The organism is Solwaraspora sp. WMMD937 (assembly GCF_029581175.1).
Lineage (GTDB): Bacteria > Actinomycetota > Actinomycetes > Mycobacteriales > Micromonosporaceae > Micromonospora_E.
The window spans coordinates 1,867,795-1,884,353 of record NZ_CP120738.1; the positions used below are offsets into that span (position 1 = coordinate 1,867,795).

The window sequence follows — 16,559 nt, forward strand, 5'->3', positions numbered from 1 at the left end:
GCAGCGTACCGGAAGCCCGGCCGGTAGCCTCTGCCGTGATGTGGGTCGGTGTCGCGTGCGTCGGCCCGACGTGGTGCTCCGAGCCGGAACGACAAGGTGGCGCAGGTGGCGGAGAATGCGGTGGGTGGCGTCGTGCGCGGCGGGAGCCCCGATCACCGGCGCTGGTGGTGGCGGGTCCGGTTGACTGATCGACCGGACGGCCGTCCGGTGTCCGGGCCGACCACCGGGGCGGCCCGCCGGGCGCTGGTGGACGCTGACTCGGTGGCGGCGCTGCGCCGCCTGTTGGCTGAGCCGGCCGCGGCCACGCCGACCCGCCAGCTGGTGGTCCGGGTACGCCGTTGGCGTCCGCCGACCGCCGGCTGGTCCGGCCGCCTGGGTCCGGTACCGGGCCTGCGGCGGCACCGGGTGCGGCTGCCGCGCGGTGGCGGCAACGCACGGCTCAGCGTCGACCTGGCCGAGCCGGTCCCGCTGCACGATCTGCTCACCGCCGCGCTGGCGGTGCTGGCGCCGGTCCGGCCGTTGCCCCGACCGGCCAGCGCCGACGTCGCTGCGGTCGGGGTGGCGCCCGGCTGGCTGCCGGTCGACGCCAACCACTCGGTGACCGGGGCGTTGACGACGAACCCCGAGATCCGTGGGTACGACGTGGCGCTCGCCCCGGACGCGGCGACGCTGGCCGCCGCGGCGGACCTGGTCGGGGTGGCGGTGACCGCCGGTGGCACCGGTGCCCGGGTGGCCAACCGGCAGCCGCTGGTGCTGATCGATTCGGCGGTGGCGAACCCGGTCGGCCGGGGCCGCCGGTACGGGCCGACGGAGCCGATCGGGGTGCTGGAGTTCCTGCCCGGCGACCCGGTGCCGGGCTGGCAGGTGCGGCCGGCTGAGTCCGATCCGGCACCGGCAGCCGGAGCCGGTGCTGAGCCGGCCGGTGCGGTGCCGGTGGCGCGCGGCGGGTTGGCCGGCGTGCCGCTGTCCGGCGACCAGCTGGCGGCGATCCGCCGGTTCACCCATCTGATCTGCCCCGACGTGCCGGCGGTCGCGCCGGCGGCGGAGGCGACGCTGCTGGCCCAGCTGGCGGCGACCGGTGCCGTGCTGCGGGTGCCGCAACTGCCCCCGGCGGTGGCGGACCGGCTGGCCGAGCCGTTGCTGGCGGTGCTGCACAGCGACCTGCCCGGGGTCGGCGCGGATCCGTTGGAGTGGGAGATCCGCAGCGTACGGCAGCGGTCGGCGGCGTTGCGTGGGCACGCCGCCGCGTTCGCCGCCGGTGACGTCACCGCCGACACGTTTCCGGCGCTGGCGGCACCGCCGTCGGTGAGCGCGGTGCTGGTCACCCGGCGGCCCGAGTACCTGCCGGACGTGGTGCGGCAGCTGGCCGGGCAGACCTACCCGGAACTGGAGATCGTGCTCTGCCTGCACGGTATCGAGTTGACGGCGGACCTGCGGGCGCGGCTCGGTGAGTGTGGCCGCCCGATCCAGATCTTCAGCGCGCCGGCCGGGTTCAGCTTCGGCGAGGTGATGGGCGCGGCTACCGCGCGGGCGCGGGGCAGCCTGGTCACCAAGGTCGACGACGACGACGTGTACGGCCCGGAGCACATCTGGGACCTGGTGCTGGCCCGGGAGTACTCGGGCGCGATGCTGGTCGGCAAGGCGGCCGAGTTCGTGGTGCTGCAGATGCTCGGGGTCACGGTCCGCCGGGCCGCGGTGCCGCCGGAGGCGTACGGCGCCCCGGTAGCCGGCGGCACGATGTTGATGGCGCGCGGTGACCTGGAGGCGGTCGGTGGTTGGCGGCCGGTGCCTCGGTCGGTGGACCGTGGCCTGATGGACCGGGTGCTGCGTGCCGGCGGGCTGATCTACCGCACCCATCCGCTCGGCTACCTGTACGAACGGCGGGCGGCCGGGCACACCTGGGACGCCGGTCTCGACTACTTCCTACGTCGAGGTGGCCAGCAGTGGGACGGGGTGCCCCGGCATCCGGAGTTCGGTACGTCGCCGGTCGGACTACCCGAAGTAACCGCTCGGTAATCCACCCGACCTCCTGGTAATCGAGCTGTCACAATATGAACATGGCACGTTTACCCGATGTGCCAGGGCGATGGTGCTCGTCACAGTCATTCGGGGGCCGGCAACCGATGGCTGGGGGAGGTGACGGTGACCACCGTCGCGCTCAAGGATGTATCCAAGGTCTTTGCCGACGGGACCGTCGCCGTCGACAAGGTGAACCTCGACGTCAACGACGGTGAGTTCATGGTGCTCCTCGGCCCGTCCGGCTGCGGCAAGTCGACCGTGCTGCGGATGATCGCCGGGCTGGAGGATCCGAGCAGCGGTGCGGTGCTGCTGGACGGCGAGTTGGCCAACGACATTCCGCCCCGGGACCGCCGGGTCGCGATGGTCTTCCAGGACTTCGCCCTCTATCCGCACATGTCGGTGGGGGACAACATCGCCTTCCCGCTGCGCCTGTCCGGAGTGGAGATGGCGTCCCGGCAGGAGCGAGTGGCGGACGTCGCCAGCGCGTTGGGCATCGGCGACGTACTCGCCCGCAAGCCCAGTCAGCTATCCGGTGGCCAGCGGCAACGGGTGGCGATGGGGCGGGCCATCGTCCGCCGTCCCGGCCTGTTCCTGATGGACGAGCCGCTATCCAACCTGGACAGCGGGCTGCGGGCCGAACTGCGGGCGGAGATCTCCGGGCTGGTCCGCGAGCTCGGCGTCAGCACCGTCTACGTCACCCACGACCAGGCCGAGGCGCTCACCATGGCCGACCGGGTGGCGATCATGCGCAAGGGCGTGCTGCAGGACGTCGGCACCCCGACCGAGGTGTACGGTCGGCCGGCCACCCTCTACGTCGCCGCGTTCCTCGGCAGCCCTCGGATGAACCTGCTGGAGGCGTCGGTCTACGTCCATCTCGACCGCTATGTCGCGCTCAACCTGGGCGAACAGACCCTCTACCTGCCCTGGACCGATCTGCGCGCCCGTGCCGTGTCGCACTACCACGGGGAACGCATCGTGGTCGGCCTGCGGGCCGAGGCCCTGACCCCGGTAGCCCCCGGTAGCCCGGGTGACGTGCTGCAGGGCCGGATCCGGTTCCTCGAACACCACGGCCACGAGTCGCTGGCCTACCTCGACATCGGGGCCACCGCGATCGTGGTCGACGACCTCGCCGGCACGGCGGTGGAGCCGACCGGTGCCGGCGGCCGCCTGCGCCGGTTCGGCAGCGTGATGCAGCGGCTCACCGGTCGGTCCGTCGGCCGGGCGGCCGTCGGCGAGCAGTCGGCCGAGTCCGGCCCGGACCGGGAGAGCGTGCTCAGCGACCCGGGGCGGCACCACCGCCGGCCGGCCGAGCTGGCCGTGCGACTGGCTCCGTACCCGGCGGTCACCCCCGGCCATCCACTGGCCGTCTCGGTCCGGATGGACGCCCTGCACTTCTTCGACGAACGGGGCGACCGGATCGACGTCGGCTGGCGATGAGAGGGCAGATGGCGATGAGCAACTGACTGGTCACCATGGGCTGGCGCGCCGGTGGAAACCGAGCCGGCCGACCGGAGATCAGGTTAGATTGGCTGCGTGCTCGGTCTACCCGCTCATGTGACCGCCTGCCTGTTCGACCTCGATGGGGTGTTGACTCAGACCGCGAAAGTGCACAACGCGGCGTGGGAGGAAATCTTCAACACCTTCCTCCGCGCCCGCGCCGACGAGACCGGCGAGCCGTTCCAGCCATTCGATCCGGGCGCCGACTACAGCCGGTACGTCGACGGTCGGCCACGAGCCGACGGGGTGCGTTCCTTCCTCGCCTCGCGAGGCGTTGAGCTTCCCGAGGGGTCGGCGGACGACCCCCCGGAGGCCGACACCGTGTACGGCATCGGCACCCGGAAGAACGAGGTGCTGCTGCGACGCATCGCCGAAGACGGGGTGCAGGTCTACGACGGTTCATTGGCCTACCTTCATGCTGCCCGTTGGGTCGGGCTGCACCGGGCCGTCGTCTCGGCCAGCGCCAACTGCCGGGACGTGCTGATCGCGGCGGGGATTGAGGAGTTGGTCGAGGTGCGGGTAGACGGGGTGATCGCGCGCGAAAAGGGCCTGCGGGGCAAGCCGGAACCGGACACGTTTCTGGCCGCTGCCGCGCAGCTCGGCGTCGAGCCGGGCAACGCCGCGGTGTTCGAGGACGCGCTGGCCGGCGTGACGGCGGCGCGTGCGGGGGAGTTCGGCTGTGTCATCGGTGTCGACCGGGTCGGCATCGGTGACGAGCTGCTCGCCAACGGTGCCGACATCGTGGTGAGCGATCTGGGGGAGTTGCTGGTCGGAGCCGAACGGTGATCCGGGAGCGGGCCTACCCGGTGGAGCCCTGGCACGTGCGGGAGACCCGGCTCGACTTCGACATCCTGGCCCAGTCGGAGTCGGTCTTCGCCCTCGCGAACGGGCACGTCGGTTTCCGCGGCAACCTGGACGAGGGCGAACCGCACGGGCTGCCCGGCACCTACCTCAACTCGTTCTACGAGTTGCGGCCGCTGCCGTACGCCGAAGCCGGCTACGGCTTCCCCGAGTCCGGCCAGACGCTGGTCAACGTCACCAACGGCAAACCGATCCGGCTGCTGATCGACGACGAGCCGTTCGACGTGCGCTACGGCGACCTGCTCTCCCACGAGCGGGTGCTCGACCTGCGGGCCGGTCTGCTGGACCGCCGGCTGGAGTGGCGCTCGCCGGCCGGGCGTACCGCCCGGGTCCGCAGCACCCGGCTGGTGTCGTTCACCCAACGGGCGGTCGCGGCGATCTGCTTCGAGGTGGAGGCGGTCGACGAGCCGTTGCGCATCATCGTGCAGTCCGAGCTGGTCGCCAACGAGGAGCTGCCGGCACAGAGCAAGGACCCGCGCGTCGCCGCGGTGCTGGAGACGCCGCTGCAGGCCGAGGAGCGGCTGGTGCAGCCCGACGGCGGGCTGCTCATCCACCGGACCAAGGCCAGCGGGCTGCGGATGGCGGCGGCGATGGGGCACGAGATCGACGGCCCCGGCGAGGTCTCGGTCAGCACCGAGGGTTTCGACGACTGGGTCCGGACCACCGTCTCCTGCCTGCTGGAGCCGGGGCAGCGGCTGCGGATGGTGAAGCTGCTGACGTACGGCTGGTCCAGCCAGCGCTCGTTGCCGGCGCTGCGCGACCAGGTCGGCGCGGCGTTGGCCGGCGCCCGGATCTCCAGCTGGGAAGGGCTCTGCGCCGAGCAGCGCAAGTACCTCGACGACTTCTGGGGCCACTCGGACGTGCGGGTGGACGGCGACCCGGAGATCCAGCAGGCGGTCCGGTTCGGGCTGTTCCACGTGCTGCAGGCCGGTGCCCGAGCCGAGCAGCGGCCGATCGCGGCGAAAGGGCTGACCGGCCCGGGGTACGACGGGCATGCCTTCTGGGACACCGAGATGTTCGTGCTGCCGGTGCTGACCTACACCCAGCCGGGGGCGGTCGCCTCGGTGCTGCGCTGGCGGCACTCGACCCTGGACCAGGCGCGGGAGCGGGCCCGGATGCTCGGGCTCAACGGGGCGGCGTTCCCGTGGCGGACCATCCGCGGCCAGGAGTGCTCGGCGTACTGGCCGGCCGGCACGGCCGCGTTCCACGTGGCGGCCGACATCGCCGACGCGGTCCGGCGGTACGTGCACGCCACCGGGGACGTCGAGTTCGAGCGGGAGATCGGCCTGGAACTGCTGGTGGAGACCGCTCGGTTGTGGCGTTCGCTGGGCCACCACGACCGGCACGGCCGGTTCCACATCGACGGGGTGACCGGGCCGGACGAGTACACCGCCGTGGTCGACGACAACATCTACACCAACCTGATGGCGCAGCGGAACCTGCTGACCGCTGCCGACTGCGCGCTGCGCTACGCCGACCGGGCCTGGGTGCTCGGCGTCGACGACGAGGAGACCGCGGCCTGGCGGGACGCGGCGCTGTCGATGCACGTCCCGTACGACGACGAGCTGGGCGTGCACCCGCAGTCGGCCGGGTTCACCCGGCACCAGGAGTGGGACTTCGCCGGCACCCCGCAGGACCACTATCCGCTGCTGCTGCACTACCCGTACTTCGATCTGTACCGCAAGCAGGTGGTCAAGCAGGCCGACCTGGCGCTGGCGATGCACTGGCGGGGCGACGCGTTCACCGAGGAGGAGAAGGCCCGCAACTTCGCCTACTACGAGCGGCGTACGGTGCGGGACTCGTCGTTGTCGGCGTGCACCCAGTCGGTGATCGCCGCGGAGACCGGCCATCTGGAGCTCGCCCACGACTACATGGGTGAGGCCGCGTTGATGGACCTGCACGACATCAACCGCAACACCCGCGACGGCATCCACGTGGCCGCCCTGGCCGGGGCGTGGCTCGCGCTGGTCGCCGGCTTCGGGGGGATGCGTGACCACGGCGGGGAGCTGGCCTTCGCTCCCCGGTTGCCGCAGCGGATCAACCGGCTGGAGTTCGCCATGATGTGGCGGGGCCTGCGGCTGCGGGTGGCGGTCCAACACGACGAGGTGACCTATTCGCTGCGTGACGTCGACCCGAACGCCACCGTTGACCTCACTCACCACGGCGAGCCGATCACGGTGGCTGCGGACAAGCCGGTCACCCGGGCGATCCCGCCGGCCAATCCGGTCGGTCCGCCGCCGCAGCAGCCGACCGGCCGGTCACCGGTACGCCGGTCGGCGCGTACCGGCTGACGGCGCGTACCGGCTGACAGTTTCTTCGCGCGGTGCCGGCCCGGCCCGGCACCGCGCGAAGCGAGGTCAGGTGGTCACAGCAGGGACAGGTGTACGTGGTTGGTGTGGTCGCTGTTCGGGTCGCCGCCGGCACCGCTGTACGAACTCCAACCGGTGGTCGGTGACCAGAACTGGCGGTACCAGATGACGTAGAGGATGCCCAGCTTGTCGGCGTTGCGGACCAGGAAGGCGGTCAGGTTGTTGCCGTACAGCCGGTCGTCGCCGAAGGCGTCGCCGCCGAACCCCTGCTGCTGGGCGGAGAAGTCGCAGGCCCGCCCCTTGGGGTGCTCGAACGGCCCACCGGGGCGGAAGCAGGAGACGAAGCGGGTGAAGCCGGCCTTCTTCGCTTCGTTCAGCGCGTGCATGGTGCGCGGCGTGATGCAGCCGCTCGTGGTGGGGTCGTCCAGACTGCACGACTGGGACGGCCAGGAACCGTCCGAGTTACGCGGCGCCTGGGCGGCGACCGGCGAGGTGGCCGAGACGAACCCGTTGGTGGCGACCGCGCCGACCAGTTGGAGGGCCTTTTCGGCCTCTTTCTTCTGTCGGGCCATCGCCTCGAGTTGCTGTTCCTCGCGGGCCACTTCGGCGTCGATCGCGGCGACCGCCCGGGCGGCCTGTTCGCGGGCCTCGTTGAGCTGCCGAATCCGCTTGTTGTCGTGCATGGCGATCATGTCCAGGCCTTCGGCGCGTTCCAGCAACGCGTCCGGGTCTGCGCTGTTGAGCAGGACCATCACCGGGGTGATCCGACCGAGGCGGTACGAGTTGGAGGCGACCTGGCCGATCTGTGGGGTCAGCGCCGCTATCCGCTCCTCGACCTTTTCCAACTCGAGGTTGAGCTTCAACTGGCGTTTGCGGGACTCGTCGACCGCCGCCTTGGCTTCGACGAAGCCTCGGCCGGTCGATTCGAGCACTTCGCTGAGCAGTGGCGGGGCGCCTTCGTCGTCCGGATCCTGAGCGGCGGCCGGCGACGCTACGACGAAGCCGGCGAGCAGGGCGGCGACGGCGGCGAGCGCCGCAGCCGTCGGAATCCGCCGGCGGAGGGGTGCGGTCATCCTGTTCCTTTCCTTGGCCGCCGACCGAGTTAGCTGACGGGTTCGGGACGGAACGATCCCTACCGCTGGCGCGGATTCACCCCGGTGGAAACGTGGTTCCCCGGCTCACCCCGGAGGGTGATTGGGCGGCGGTCACCGCCGGCACCGGTGGGCGCCGCCTGGCGGAGACCGCCGGCAAGCTTACCGGATCGGTCACCGGCATCAACACCTCGACAATCCTGACTGAGCTGGAAAAATCCGTTACCAGGCAACGACTTTCGGTGATGTCCACTTTCTGCGTCCGGCGGCGTACGACAAGTCGTCAGGGGCCGGGATATCGCTGCGCCGAGGTTAGCGGCTGACTACAGTGCGTATGAGGAAAAGCGGGAAAGTCGTAGCGTCGGACGGATCCTCGGTGAGAGATGACGATTCCCCGGTCGGGCCGCCGGACGCCGACAGCGTGGTGGTGATCGGCCTCGGCCGGTTCGGTGGTCAGGTCGCCCAGTCTCTGCTCCGCCTCGGCCACGACGTGCTGGGTATCGACGAGCATCCCAAACGGGTGCACCGCTGGTCCGAGCGGCTGCCGAGGGTGGTCGAGGCGGATTCGACCGATGACCGGGCGTTGCGCCAGTGTGGCGTCGCCGACTACCCCCGCGCGGTGGTCGGCATCGGCTCGGACGTCGAGGCAAGCATCCTCACCGTGGTGGCGCTGACCGAACTGGGTGTCCCGGAGGTCTGGGCAAAGGCGATCACCGCCAAGCACGGCCGGATCCTCGCCTCAGTCGGCGCGCACCATGTGATCTTTCCGGAGGCGGCGATGGGTGACCGGGTGGCCCACCTGCTGGCCAGTCGGATGCTCGACTTCATCGAGTTCGACGACGGGTTCGCCATCGCCAAGGTCTGCGCCCCGCCGGACGCCGCCGGCCGGACGTTGGCCGAGTCCCGGCTACGTCAGCGGTACGGCATTACGGTGGTCGGGATCAAGGAGCGGGACCAGCAGCTGAGGTACGCGGGACCTGAGACGTTGATCCCGCCGGATGCGCTGCTGATCGTCGCCGGGGCGACCACGGCGGTTCAGCAGTTCGGCCGGTGAACATGGGCGTGACCGCCTCATCACACCTTCATTTCGTGAGCTGATCAGCCGCTGGACTTTCGCAAACTCGTGACTCAGGCTACAGTCCCTGCATGGGAGCGCTTCCATCGATGGATGTGCCCCCGTTGAAGTAGTCGACGCGTGGCGCGGCGATGGCGACATCACCGTGTCAACCGCACAGCTCCCCGGGCTGGCGGCGGGCCAAGCCCGGACTCCGCCGCCAGCCCGCGCACCACCTGTCGAGAGGAGGTGGAACCAGAGCCACTCGCGTGGCCCGGCTCCCGCGCGTCACGCACGACCTGGACGCCAGACCGCTCGTGCGTGTTTAGCAACTGATGGTGGGGACGGGGGTTGCCCTCCCCGTCCCCACGCTAGTCCTCGATTGTTACGGCGGGGAATCGCCGACAAGTCAGGACCGCGACGCCGGTCTGTCCGACAGCGCTGCCCAGCCTGCCGATGCATCGGCAGGCTTCGTTGTATATTAGGGCCTGGCCAGTGGCTGGGCCGCCGCGCCCGGTCTGCGGTGACGATCGGCCCGGGCCCTTCCGTCGTCCCGCAAGGGTTCGAGGCTCGTCGATAGGTAGTGGGCAAGCTCACAGTCGGTCGATCAGCTGGTCGCGACCGGACGACCCGGTCACGCGCCGCCGGCGCGGTGGTGCCCGGCTAGCTACTCGGCGAGCAACCCGCCACCGACGAACTTCCTGCTCAACGGCGACCGGTGCACGTCCTCGGGTGGACCCCTCGTCAAAGACGCGCTGGTGACGGCGGCTTGCTAGCCTCGCCCGCATGCGGGTGCTGGTGGTCGAGGACGACCCCGAGGTACGCAGCGCCGTCGTCACCGCGCTGCGCTCCGGCGGATTCGCCGTCGACCAGGCGGCCGACTGGAGCCAGGCCGACCTGAGCATGAGCATCAACGACTACGACTGCCTGGTGCTCGACCGGATCCTCCCGGAAGGCGACTCACTGCACCAGCTCGGCCACCGACGGCGGGCCGGGCTCACCACACCGGCCCTGGTGCTCACCGCGCTGGACAGCGCCGGGGATCGGATCGCCGGCTTCCAGGCCGGTGTCGACGACTACGTGGTGAAGCCCTTCGTCACCGCCGAACTGGTGCTGCGGGTCCGGGCGCTCTGCCGACGCCGCGGCGCCACCACCCCGCCGCTGCTGCGGGTGGCGGATCTGGAGGTCGACGCCGCCCGCCGGGAGGTGCGCCGCGCCGGCGTCCTACTGACGCTCACCCGCAAGGAGTTCGCCGTCCTGGAGATGCTGCTGGTCCGGCGCCCAGCGGTGGTCAGCCGGAGCGACCTGTTCGAACACTGCTGGGACGAGCTCGCCGACCCCAGCTCGAACGTGGTGGACGCGGTGGTCGCCCAGCTGCGCCGCAAGCTCGGCGAGCCGCAGCTGATCCACACCGTACGCGGGGTCGGCTACCGGGTTGGCGGGGCGCCGCCGTGACCGCCGGCCGAATCGGCGGGGCGCCGTCGTGAACCGCCGCGACCGGCGGGGCGGCAAGCCGCTGCAGACCGCCGACCGGCTGCGCAACCTGCGGATCCGGATCACGCTGCTGGTGATGGCGATCAACGTGGTCGGCCTGGCCGGAATGGGCGCCGTCGCGCTGCTGGTCGACGGGCGGCAGCGCGACGAGGTGGTCGCCGCCGAGCTGCGGCGTACCGCCAGCACCGCCGCCGCCCTGCTCTACTACGAGTCCGGGGCGCTGCAGCTCGACAAACTGTTCGACAACGCGGTCGCCAACGGCACCACCGCCGTCTACGTCTACGAGGCTGGCCGAACCGACCTCAGCCTGGTCTTCGCGTACCCGGCCCGGCTGCCGGTCGTCCCGCCGGACAACCTGCTCGCACCGGCCCGGACGGTCTGGACCTCCGGCACCGAGCTCGCCGGTGGGGTCGGCGACACCGCCGGTACCCCCACCCCGCTGCTCGCCGTGCCGTTCCAGCACGCCGTCACCGGGGCGGTGGCCGGCGCCGTCGTGGTGCTCGGCGACACCGGGCCGGCCGAGACCGCCAACCGGCGGCTGGCCCTGGCCCTGGTCGCCGGCGGCGTCAGCTTCACCGCGCTGGCCTGCGCCGGCGGTTACCTGCTCGCCCGCCGCGGCACCGAGCCCATCGCCGACGCGCTCAACCAGCAGGAACGGTTCGTCGCCGACGCCGCGCACGAGCTGCGCACCCCGTTGACCGTGATCCGTGCGGTCTCCGAGACCGCGCTGGCCGAGCCGCAGCGCCGCCCGGCGGCGCTGCGCCAGGTGGTGCGCTCCGCCGACCGGCTCGCCGACTCGGTCTCCGTCCTGCTCACCCGGGCCCAGCTCGTCGCCGGCCTGCGCGACCTGCGCCGCGAGCCGTTTCGCCTGGACCAACTGGCCGAGGAGGTGCTGACCGACACCGTCGTCGCGCCGCACCGCGCGGTGCCGGTCACCGAGGCGGTGGTGGCGTACGGCGACCCGGCGCTGGTCCGGATCGCGCTGCGCAACCTGATTCAGAACGCGGTCCAGCACGGTCGGGCCGCCGACCAGCCGGCCGAGATCCGACTCGAGGTCACCCCTGGACCGCCGACGGTACGGGTACGCGACCGTGGCACCGGGCTCAGCGAAGCCGTCGCGGCCGCACCTGAGCAGCGGTTCCGCAGCGGCACCGAGGACGGCACCGGGCTCGGGCTGGCCATCGCCAGCTGGGTGGCGCAACTGCACGGCGGGCAGCTGCGGCTGGTCAACGCCGAAGGCGGCGGTGCCGAGGCCCGGCTGCGGCTGCCCGGCGGTCAGGGCGGGTAGGGCGGTATGCCCGAGCGGACAGGCCAGTGTGCCGGGACCACCCGATCAGGGCACGTAGACCGCGTTGTCGCCGTCAGGGCGGATCGCGAACCAGATGCCCGACTGGCCGTGACCGTTCGCGTCGCCGGGCATCCGGTCACCGGCGTACCCGTACAGTGGCCAGCCGGCCAGGCTCAGCTGCCGGCTCCCGTCGGGCCGGTCGAAGCAGCCAACCAGCTGCCGGTCGATCCCCTCCACCCGTACCTCGCCCTCACAGGGTGCCGGAAGCCAGGACTGCCGGCACTGTCCCTCGCAGGCGGACCAGGTCGGTGCTGCGGTGTCCCGGTCGGACCGGTACAGCACGAACCCCTGCGCGTCGATGACGATCTCGTCCAGCGTCCGGGAGTCGACCGCGTACAACGCGGTGCCGGTCGCGGTGGACGACGGCGCGGCGGAGACACCCGCCGGGGTCCCCGCCCCGGGGTCACTGCACCCGGTGAGGACCAACCCGGTGAGGGTCAGCACCGCACCCAGGATCGACCGTCTCATCAAAACCTCACGCTCCTACCAGCAGGATAGGCGGGTCCGACCGGGTACAGGAGGTGGACGTGCGCACGTTGCTGCGGCCGACGGCGGTGCTCGGCCTGCTGTCGGTGCTGACCGGATGCGTCGCGGCCGGTGGCGAGCAGGCGGCACCGGCCAGCGCCTGCGGCAGCCGCATCGCGGTCCTCGGCCCGCTCTCCGGTGACTCGGCCGACCTCGGCGGCAACGTCCGCGACGGTGCCCGCCTGGCCTTCGACCAGTACCGGGCGGAGCATCCGGACTGCCCGGTGGAACTGGTCGAGTTCGATTCGCAGGGCGACCCGAAGCAGGCCCCCGCGCTGGCCCAGCAGATCGTCAACGACGCCGGCGTCATCGGGGTGGTCGGTCCGGGTTTCTCCGGCGAGGCCGAAGCGGCACTGCCGATCCTCGACCAGGGTGGCGTCGCCACCATCACCACCTCGGCGACCCGTACCGAACTCAGCGAACGCGGCTGGTCCACCTTTCACCGGTTGGTCGGTAACGACGCCGCGCAGGGGCGTGCCGCCGGTCGGTACATCGACCAGGCGCTGGGCGGCACGGCGGTGTTCGTCGTCGACGACGGTGGGGCGTACGGCCAGGGGCTGGCCGACCAGGTGGCTGCCGGACTCGGCGCCAAGGTGGTGCAGCGGGCGACGGTCGCCGCCGGTGCGACCGACTTCAGCGCGGTCGTCGGACAGATCCGTTCCGCCGACGCCGACGTGGTCTTCTACGGCGGGTACTACGCGGAAGCCGGTCGGCTGCGCCGCCAGCTCCGCGCGGCCGGCATCCCGGCGACCTTCGTCGCCGGTGACGGGGCGAAGGCGGACGGCTTTCTCCGCGAGGCCGGCGACGACGCCGAGACCGGGGTGGTGATCACCTGCCCCTGCCTGCCGCCGGAGCGGGCCGGGGCCGAGTTCCCGCAGCGATACCGGGAACGCTTCGGGGTGGATCCGGGCACCAACTCCGCCGAGTCGTACGACGCGGCGACGGTGTTCCTCGCCGGAATCCAGGCCGGACACGGAGACCGGGCCGCGATGGCCGCGTTCGTCGACGACTACGACGCGCCCGGGGTCACCACCCGGATCGCCTGGACCGGCACCGGCGAGCTGGTGGCGTCGTCGGTGGTGGTCTGGGCGTTCCGCGTCCAGCAGGGCCGGTTCGTGGCGGAGCGGTCCATCCCGGCAAGTTGACCTGCGCGCCCCTGGCGGGCGCGCCCGTGAACGTGGCAGAGGAGTTTCAATGATCGTGTCAAGCCGCGTTTGCGGTGAGCGGTGGTGAGTCATGGAACTCGCGGCCGTCGCGCAGCAGTGCCCAGATGACATCGATCAGCCGGCGGGCCAGGGCGATCAGCGCCTGGGTGTGCAGCTTGCCCTCGGCACGTTTGCGCTGGTAGAACACCCGCGACGGGCCGTCCGGCCTGATCGCGGACAGGGCGGCCATGTAGAACACCCGGCGCAGGCCACGGTGGTAGCGCTTGGGGCGGCGCAGGTTGCCGCGTATCCGGCCGGAGTCGCGGGGTACCGGCGCCAGGCCGGCGTAGGCGGCCAATCGGCCGGCGGTCTCGAACGCGGCGGGCAGGTCGCCGCCGGTGTCGGCGAGCAGCTGGGCCCCGAGGATCGGCCCGAAGCCGGGCACGCTGGTGATCCGCGACGCGTGGGGATGCTCGGCGAACCGATCGGTCAGTTGCTTGTCGAGGTCCTTGATCTCTCGGTCCAGGTCCAGCAGCTGCTCGGCCAGCCGGGCGATCAGCGGTGCGGTGGTGGCCTCGGTGGGCAGCGCGATGGTCTGCGCGGCCGCGGCGGCCAGGGCCTTGTCCACCATGGCCGGGATGCCCTTGGGCCAGGCCCCGCCGGCCAGCAGATGCGCCGTGACACCGTCCGCTCCGGCGTCTCGGATGCTCTGCGGGGTCTGGAACCCGGTCAGCAGGACCAGCGCCGAGCGGGTGGAGTAGTCGAACGACGCCTCCAGGGCCGGGAAGATCGAGGCGAGCAGGGCCCGCAGCCGGTTGATGCCGCGTACCCAGTCGCCCATCAGGTCCTCCCGGCGTGCGGTGAGCACCCGCAGATCGGCAACGACCTGGTCGGGGCTGGTGATCGCGGTCAGGTCGCGACGCAGCCGGGCGGTCTCGGCGATGGTGAACGCGTCCTTGGCATCGCTTTTGCCTTCCCCGGCGAACGCGCCGGCCATCCGGTTGACCAGCCGGCCGGGCACGTACAGCACCCGCGCCTGACCGGCGAGCAGCACCGCCAGCAGCAACCCGGCGGTGCCCGAGGTCATATCCAGAGCCCACCGCACCTGCTCGGCGGCCTTGCCCGCCCGGCCGATCAACGCCTCGATATCGGCCTGGCTGTTGACCAGCCGTTTACTGAACACCACCTTGCCGGTCTCATCGACCGCGCAGGCGTGGTGATGGGTCTTGCCCACATCGATACCGACCCAGATCATCTCGCGGACCTTCACCGGGCCCGTCCTCCCCTCCTACACCTCGACCCCGTGGACGACCCCGCCAGCAGCTCCATAAACAGCGACCCACGCACAGATTTCAATCAGCAGCCGGGGCGTCCAGAACGGCAGGGCGGCCACTCCCACGAGGCCACCTCACGGCAAGCAGTCATCAGCCACACCCTGCGCTCCGGGGATCTGAGGTACCAACCCCAGACGATCAACAACCTTATGGAGTTCAGTCATGACCCTACCGACCACGGCTGGCAGTGGCGGTGCCGGCGACGCCTGCACCGGGGCGGGCGACCGGCCCGGTGGTGGCACCGAGAAGGTGCTGCGCGCCGTCGCGGCCGGCCCGCTCGGCGCGTACCCGTTGTTGGAGGCCGCATTCTGCTGGAACGAGCGGCGGCCGGTCGGCTGGCGCCGGCTGGGGGCGGCGCCGGTTACCGCGGACCGGCAGCTACCGGTGGCGCAGACCGAGCAGCCCGCGGCCGCGGCCCGGACCGCCCGCCTGCTGTCCACGATCACCTGGTCGGTGACCAGCCCGGTCGGCGAATGCACGTCGCTGACCAGGGTCGAGGTGTCCTCGGACGGGTACCACCGGGTGTTGCGCGCGTTGGCCGGCGCGTGGCGCGACGGGCGGCGGATGCTCGGCAGTCCCGGGCTGGCGGCCGCGCACTACCCCGCTGCGCTGGCCGTCTGGCGGATGGCCGCGCTGCTGGCTCCGGCGGACCGGACCGCCGGGGTGCTCGCCATCTCGGTGAGCACCCCGGCGGCGGCGCTGCTGCGCAGTGCCGCGCCGGCGTTGGCGCTGCCGCACACGGTCGTCGAGCGCAGCGGGCGCAGCACCGTGATCCGGGTGGACCGCCCGACGCTGTTCCGCCGGCTGCTGACCGAGATCGACCCGGCCGTCGCCGGTGCGGGTGACAGCACGCCCGGCGGTCGGCCGGTGGCGGCGGTCGGCCGCCGGCTGCCGGCCGAACCCATGCGCCGGCTGGCGGCCGCCGGCTGACCGCGCCGGCTGGCGGCCGCCAGCCGACCGAGTCCACCGGCCGGGCCGACCGAGTCCGCAGCCGGTCAACAGGTCAGCCGGCTGCGGTGGGGCCGGCCCGGTGGCGCGGCCGGCGGGTCAGCCCGAAGCCGACCACGCCACCGACGGCGGCCAGTACACCACCGGCCACCGTCCAGATCCACCGACTCGTCAGGCCGGGCAACCAGTCGCTGAACCAGCCGACGACGCCATCCCACCAGGACTCTTCGCTGACCTGACCGGTGGCGTCCGCCGGGTCGGTGGCGTCCGCCGGGTCGGTGCCGTCGGCCGCGCTGGTGAGCACCGCCCCCTGCCGTACGGTCGGCGTCAGCGGCGCCTCCAGCCGGCCGCCCTCCGGGCTGGTGTCGTCCGAGATATCGGCGCTCACCCGCAGCTCGACCTGCACCGGCAGACCGAGGTCCTGCTCCGGCAGGTCGGTGACGGAGAGCCGGACGTAGTAGGTGCCGGGTAGCGGATCGGCGGACCACGGCTCCGCCCAGGCCCGGACCTGCCGCAGTACGCAGCCCGCCCGTACCTGCCGGTCGGTGGCGGATCCTACGGGTGACTGCATGCCCGCGGTGCACGGCTGGCGGCGGCGCAGCCCGTCGAACACGTCGATGGTCCAGGTCGACGCACCGCTGCGCGTCGCCGCATCGGCGAGGGTCACGGTCGCCGCGATCGAGCTGGTCTGGCCGGCCTGGGCCGGGAACGACCAGTACAGGTACTCGCCGGTCGCGGCGGAGACCCGGACCGGCTGGTCGATGTGGACCGCCGCGGCGGTGAGGAACGACGTGCCGGCCTTGGTCAGCGTGGCCTCCGCCGGTGCCGGGGTGGGGCCGTCGGCCGCCGCCGGGGTCGCGACAAGGAGGACGGCGGCGCCAGCGGCGCCGACGGCCAGGCCGGCGCGGGTCAGCCGGGATGTACGACGGGTCAA

General features: G+C 72.0%; 13 protein-coding genes and 1 riboswitch. Of the genes, 9 read left to right on the forward strand and 4 right to left on the reverse strand.

Features of this window, described 5'->3' with window-relative positions; all coding sequences use genetic code 11:
• The first annotated feature begins 105 nt into the window (after positions 1–105).
• From O7621_RS07950 to O7621_RS07965, 4 genes are all read left to right on the forward strand, one after another.
• Entirely contained in the window at positions 106–2,016 is a 1,911-nt protein-coding gene (locus tag O7621_RS07950) for a glycosyltransferase (protein WP_282233422.1), read from the forward strand.
• Positions 2,017–2,142: 126 nt separating this feature from the next.
• A complete protein-coding gene (locus O7621_RS07955; protein WP_282233423.1) occupies positions 2,143–3,456 on the forward strand; it encodes an ABC transporter ATP-binding protein in 1,314 nt (437 codons plus the stop codon).
• Between the two features lie 96 nt (positions 3,457–3,552).
• A complete protein-coding gene (locus O7621_RS07960) occupies positions 3,553–4,302 on the forward strand; it encodes a beta-phosphoglucomutase family hydrolase (RefSeq protein WP_282233424.1) in 750 nt (249 codons plus the stop codon).
• Positions 4,299–6,668, forward strand: coding sequence for a glycoside hydrolase family 65 protein (locus O7621_RS07965; protein ID WP_282233425.1), 2,370 nt, complete (start codon positions 4,299–4,301; stop codon positions 6,666–6,668). Before O7621_RS07960 ends, O7621_RS07965 begins: the two co-directional genes overlap by 4 nt.
• 74 nt (positions 6,669–6,742) lie before the next feature.
• Here O7621_RS07965 and O7621_RS07970 read toward each other — a convergent pair whose 3' ends face one another.
• A complete protein-coding gene (locus O7621_RS07970) occupies positions 6,743–7,759 on the reverse strand; it encodes a hypothetical protein (protein ID WP_282233426.1) in 1,017 nt (338 codons plus the stop codon).
• 2 nt (positions 7,760–7,761) lie between these two features.
• A riboswitch (cyclic di-AMP (ydaO/yuaA leader) is annotated at positions 7,762–7,897 on the reverse strand.
• Positions 7,898–8,153: 256 nt separating this feature from the next.
• Here O7621_RS07970 and O7621_RS07975 point away from each other — a divergent pair.
• The 3 genes from O7621_RS07975 to O7621_RS07985 all read left to right on the forward strand — a co-directional run bounded on the left by O7621_RS07975 (position 8,154) and on the right by O7621_RS07985 (position 11,613).
• A complete protein-coding gene (locus O7621_RS07975; protein ID WP_282233427.1) occupies positions 8,154–8,831 on the forward strand; it encodes a TrkA family potassium uptake protein in 678 nt (225 codons plus the stop codon).
• 786 nt (positions 8,832–9,617) lie between these two features.
• Positions 9,618–10,286 carry a response regulator transcription factor gene (locus tag O7621_RS07980; protein ID WP_282233428.1) on the forward strand — a complete coding sequence of 223 codons (669 nt, stop codon included), beginning with the start codon at positions 9,618–9,620 and terminating at the stop codon, positions 10,284–10,286.
• 28 nt (positions 10,287–10,314) lie between these two features.
• Positions 10,315–11,613 (forward strand): HAMP domain-containing sensor histidine kinase, encoded by a 1,299-nt coding sequence (locus tag O7621_RS07985; protein ID WP_282233429.1) that lies wholly within the window; start codon positions 10,315–10,317, stop codon positions 11,611–11,613.
• Between the two features lie 45 nt (positions 11,614–11,658).
• Here the strand turns inward: O7621_RS07985 and O7621_RS07990 are convergent, their stop codons facing one another.
• Entirely contained in the window at positions 11,659–12,141 is a 483-nt protein-coding gene (locus O7621_RS07990) for a hypothetical protein (protein WP_282233430.1), read from the reverse strand.
• A 59-nt stretch (positions 12,142–12,200) separates the two neighbouring features.
• Between O7621_RS07990 and O7621_RS07995 the strand changes: the two genes are divergently transcribed.
• Positions 12,201–13,343 carry a branched-chain amino acid ABC transporter substrate-binding protein gene (locus tag O7621_RS07995; protein ID WP_282233431.1) on the forward strand — a complete coding sequence of 381 codons (1,143 nt, stop codon included), beginning with the start codon at positions 12,201–12,203 and terminating at the stop codon, positions 13,341–13,343.
• A gap of 58 nt (positions 13,344–13,401) precedes the next feature.
• Here the strand turns inward: O7621_RS07995 and O7621_RS08000 are convergent, their stop codons facing one another.
• Positions 13,402–14,613 (reverse strand): IS110 family transposase, encoded by a 1,212-nt coding sequence (locus O7621_RS08000; RefSeq protein WP_282230845.1) that lies wholly within the window; start codon positions 14,611–14,613, stop codon positions 13,402–13,404.
• A gap of 226 nt (positions 14,614–14,839) precedes the next feature.
• Here O7621_RS08000 and O7621_RS08005 point away from each other — a divergent pair, with 226 nt between their 5' ends.
• On the forward strand, positions 14,840–15,607 hold the full coding sequence (locus O7621_RS08005) for a hypothetical protein (RefSeq protein WP_282233432.1): 768 nt from the start codon (positions 14,840–14,842) through the stop codon (positions 15,605–15,607).
• A 73-nt stretch (positions 15,608–15,680) separates the two neighbouring features.
• On the opposite strand, the gene O7621_RS08010 is transcribed toward O7621_RS08005, so the two are convergent.
• Entirely contained in the window at positions 15,681–16,559 is an 879-nt protein-coding gene (locus O7621_RS08010; RefSeq protein WP_282233433.1) for a peptidase, read from the reverse strand.

Excerpts from the sequence above, each read along its gene's own strand:
- O7621_RS07970 (WP_282233426.1), bottom strand. The coding sequence starts at position 7,759 with ATGACCGCACCCCTCCGCCGGCGGATTCCGACGGCTGCGGCGCTCGCC.
- O7621_RS07980 (WP_282233428.1), top strand. The coding sequence starts at position 9,618 with ATGCGGGTGCTGGTGGTCGAGGACGACCCCGAGGTACGCAGCGCCGTC.
- O7621_RS07990 (WP_282233430.1), bottom strand. The coding sequence starts at position 12,141 with ATGAGACGGTCGATCCTGGGTGCGGTGCTGACCCTCACCGGGTTGGTC.
- O7621_RS08005 (WP_282233432.1), top strand. The coding sequence starts at position 14,840 with ATGACCCTACCGACCACGGCTGGCAGTGGCGGTGCCGGCGACGCCTGC.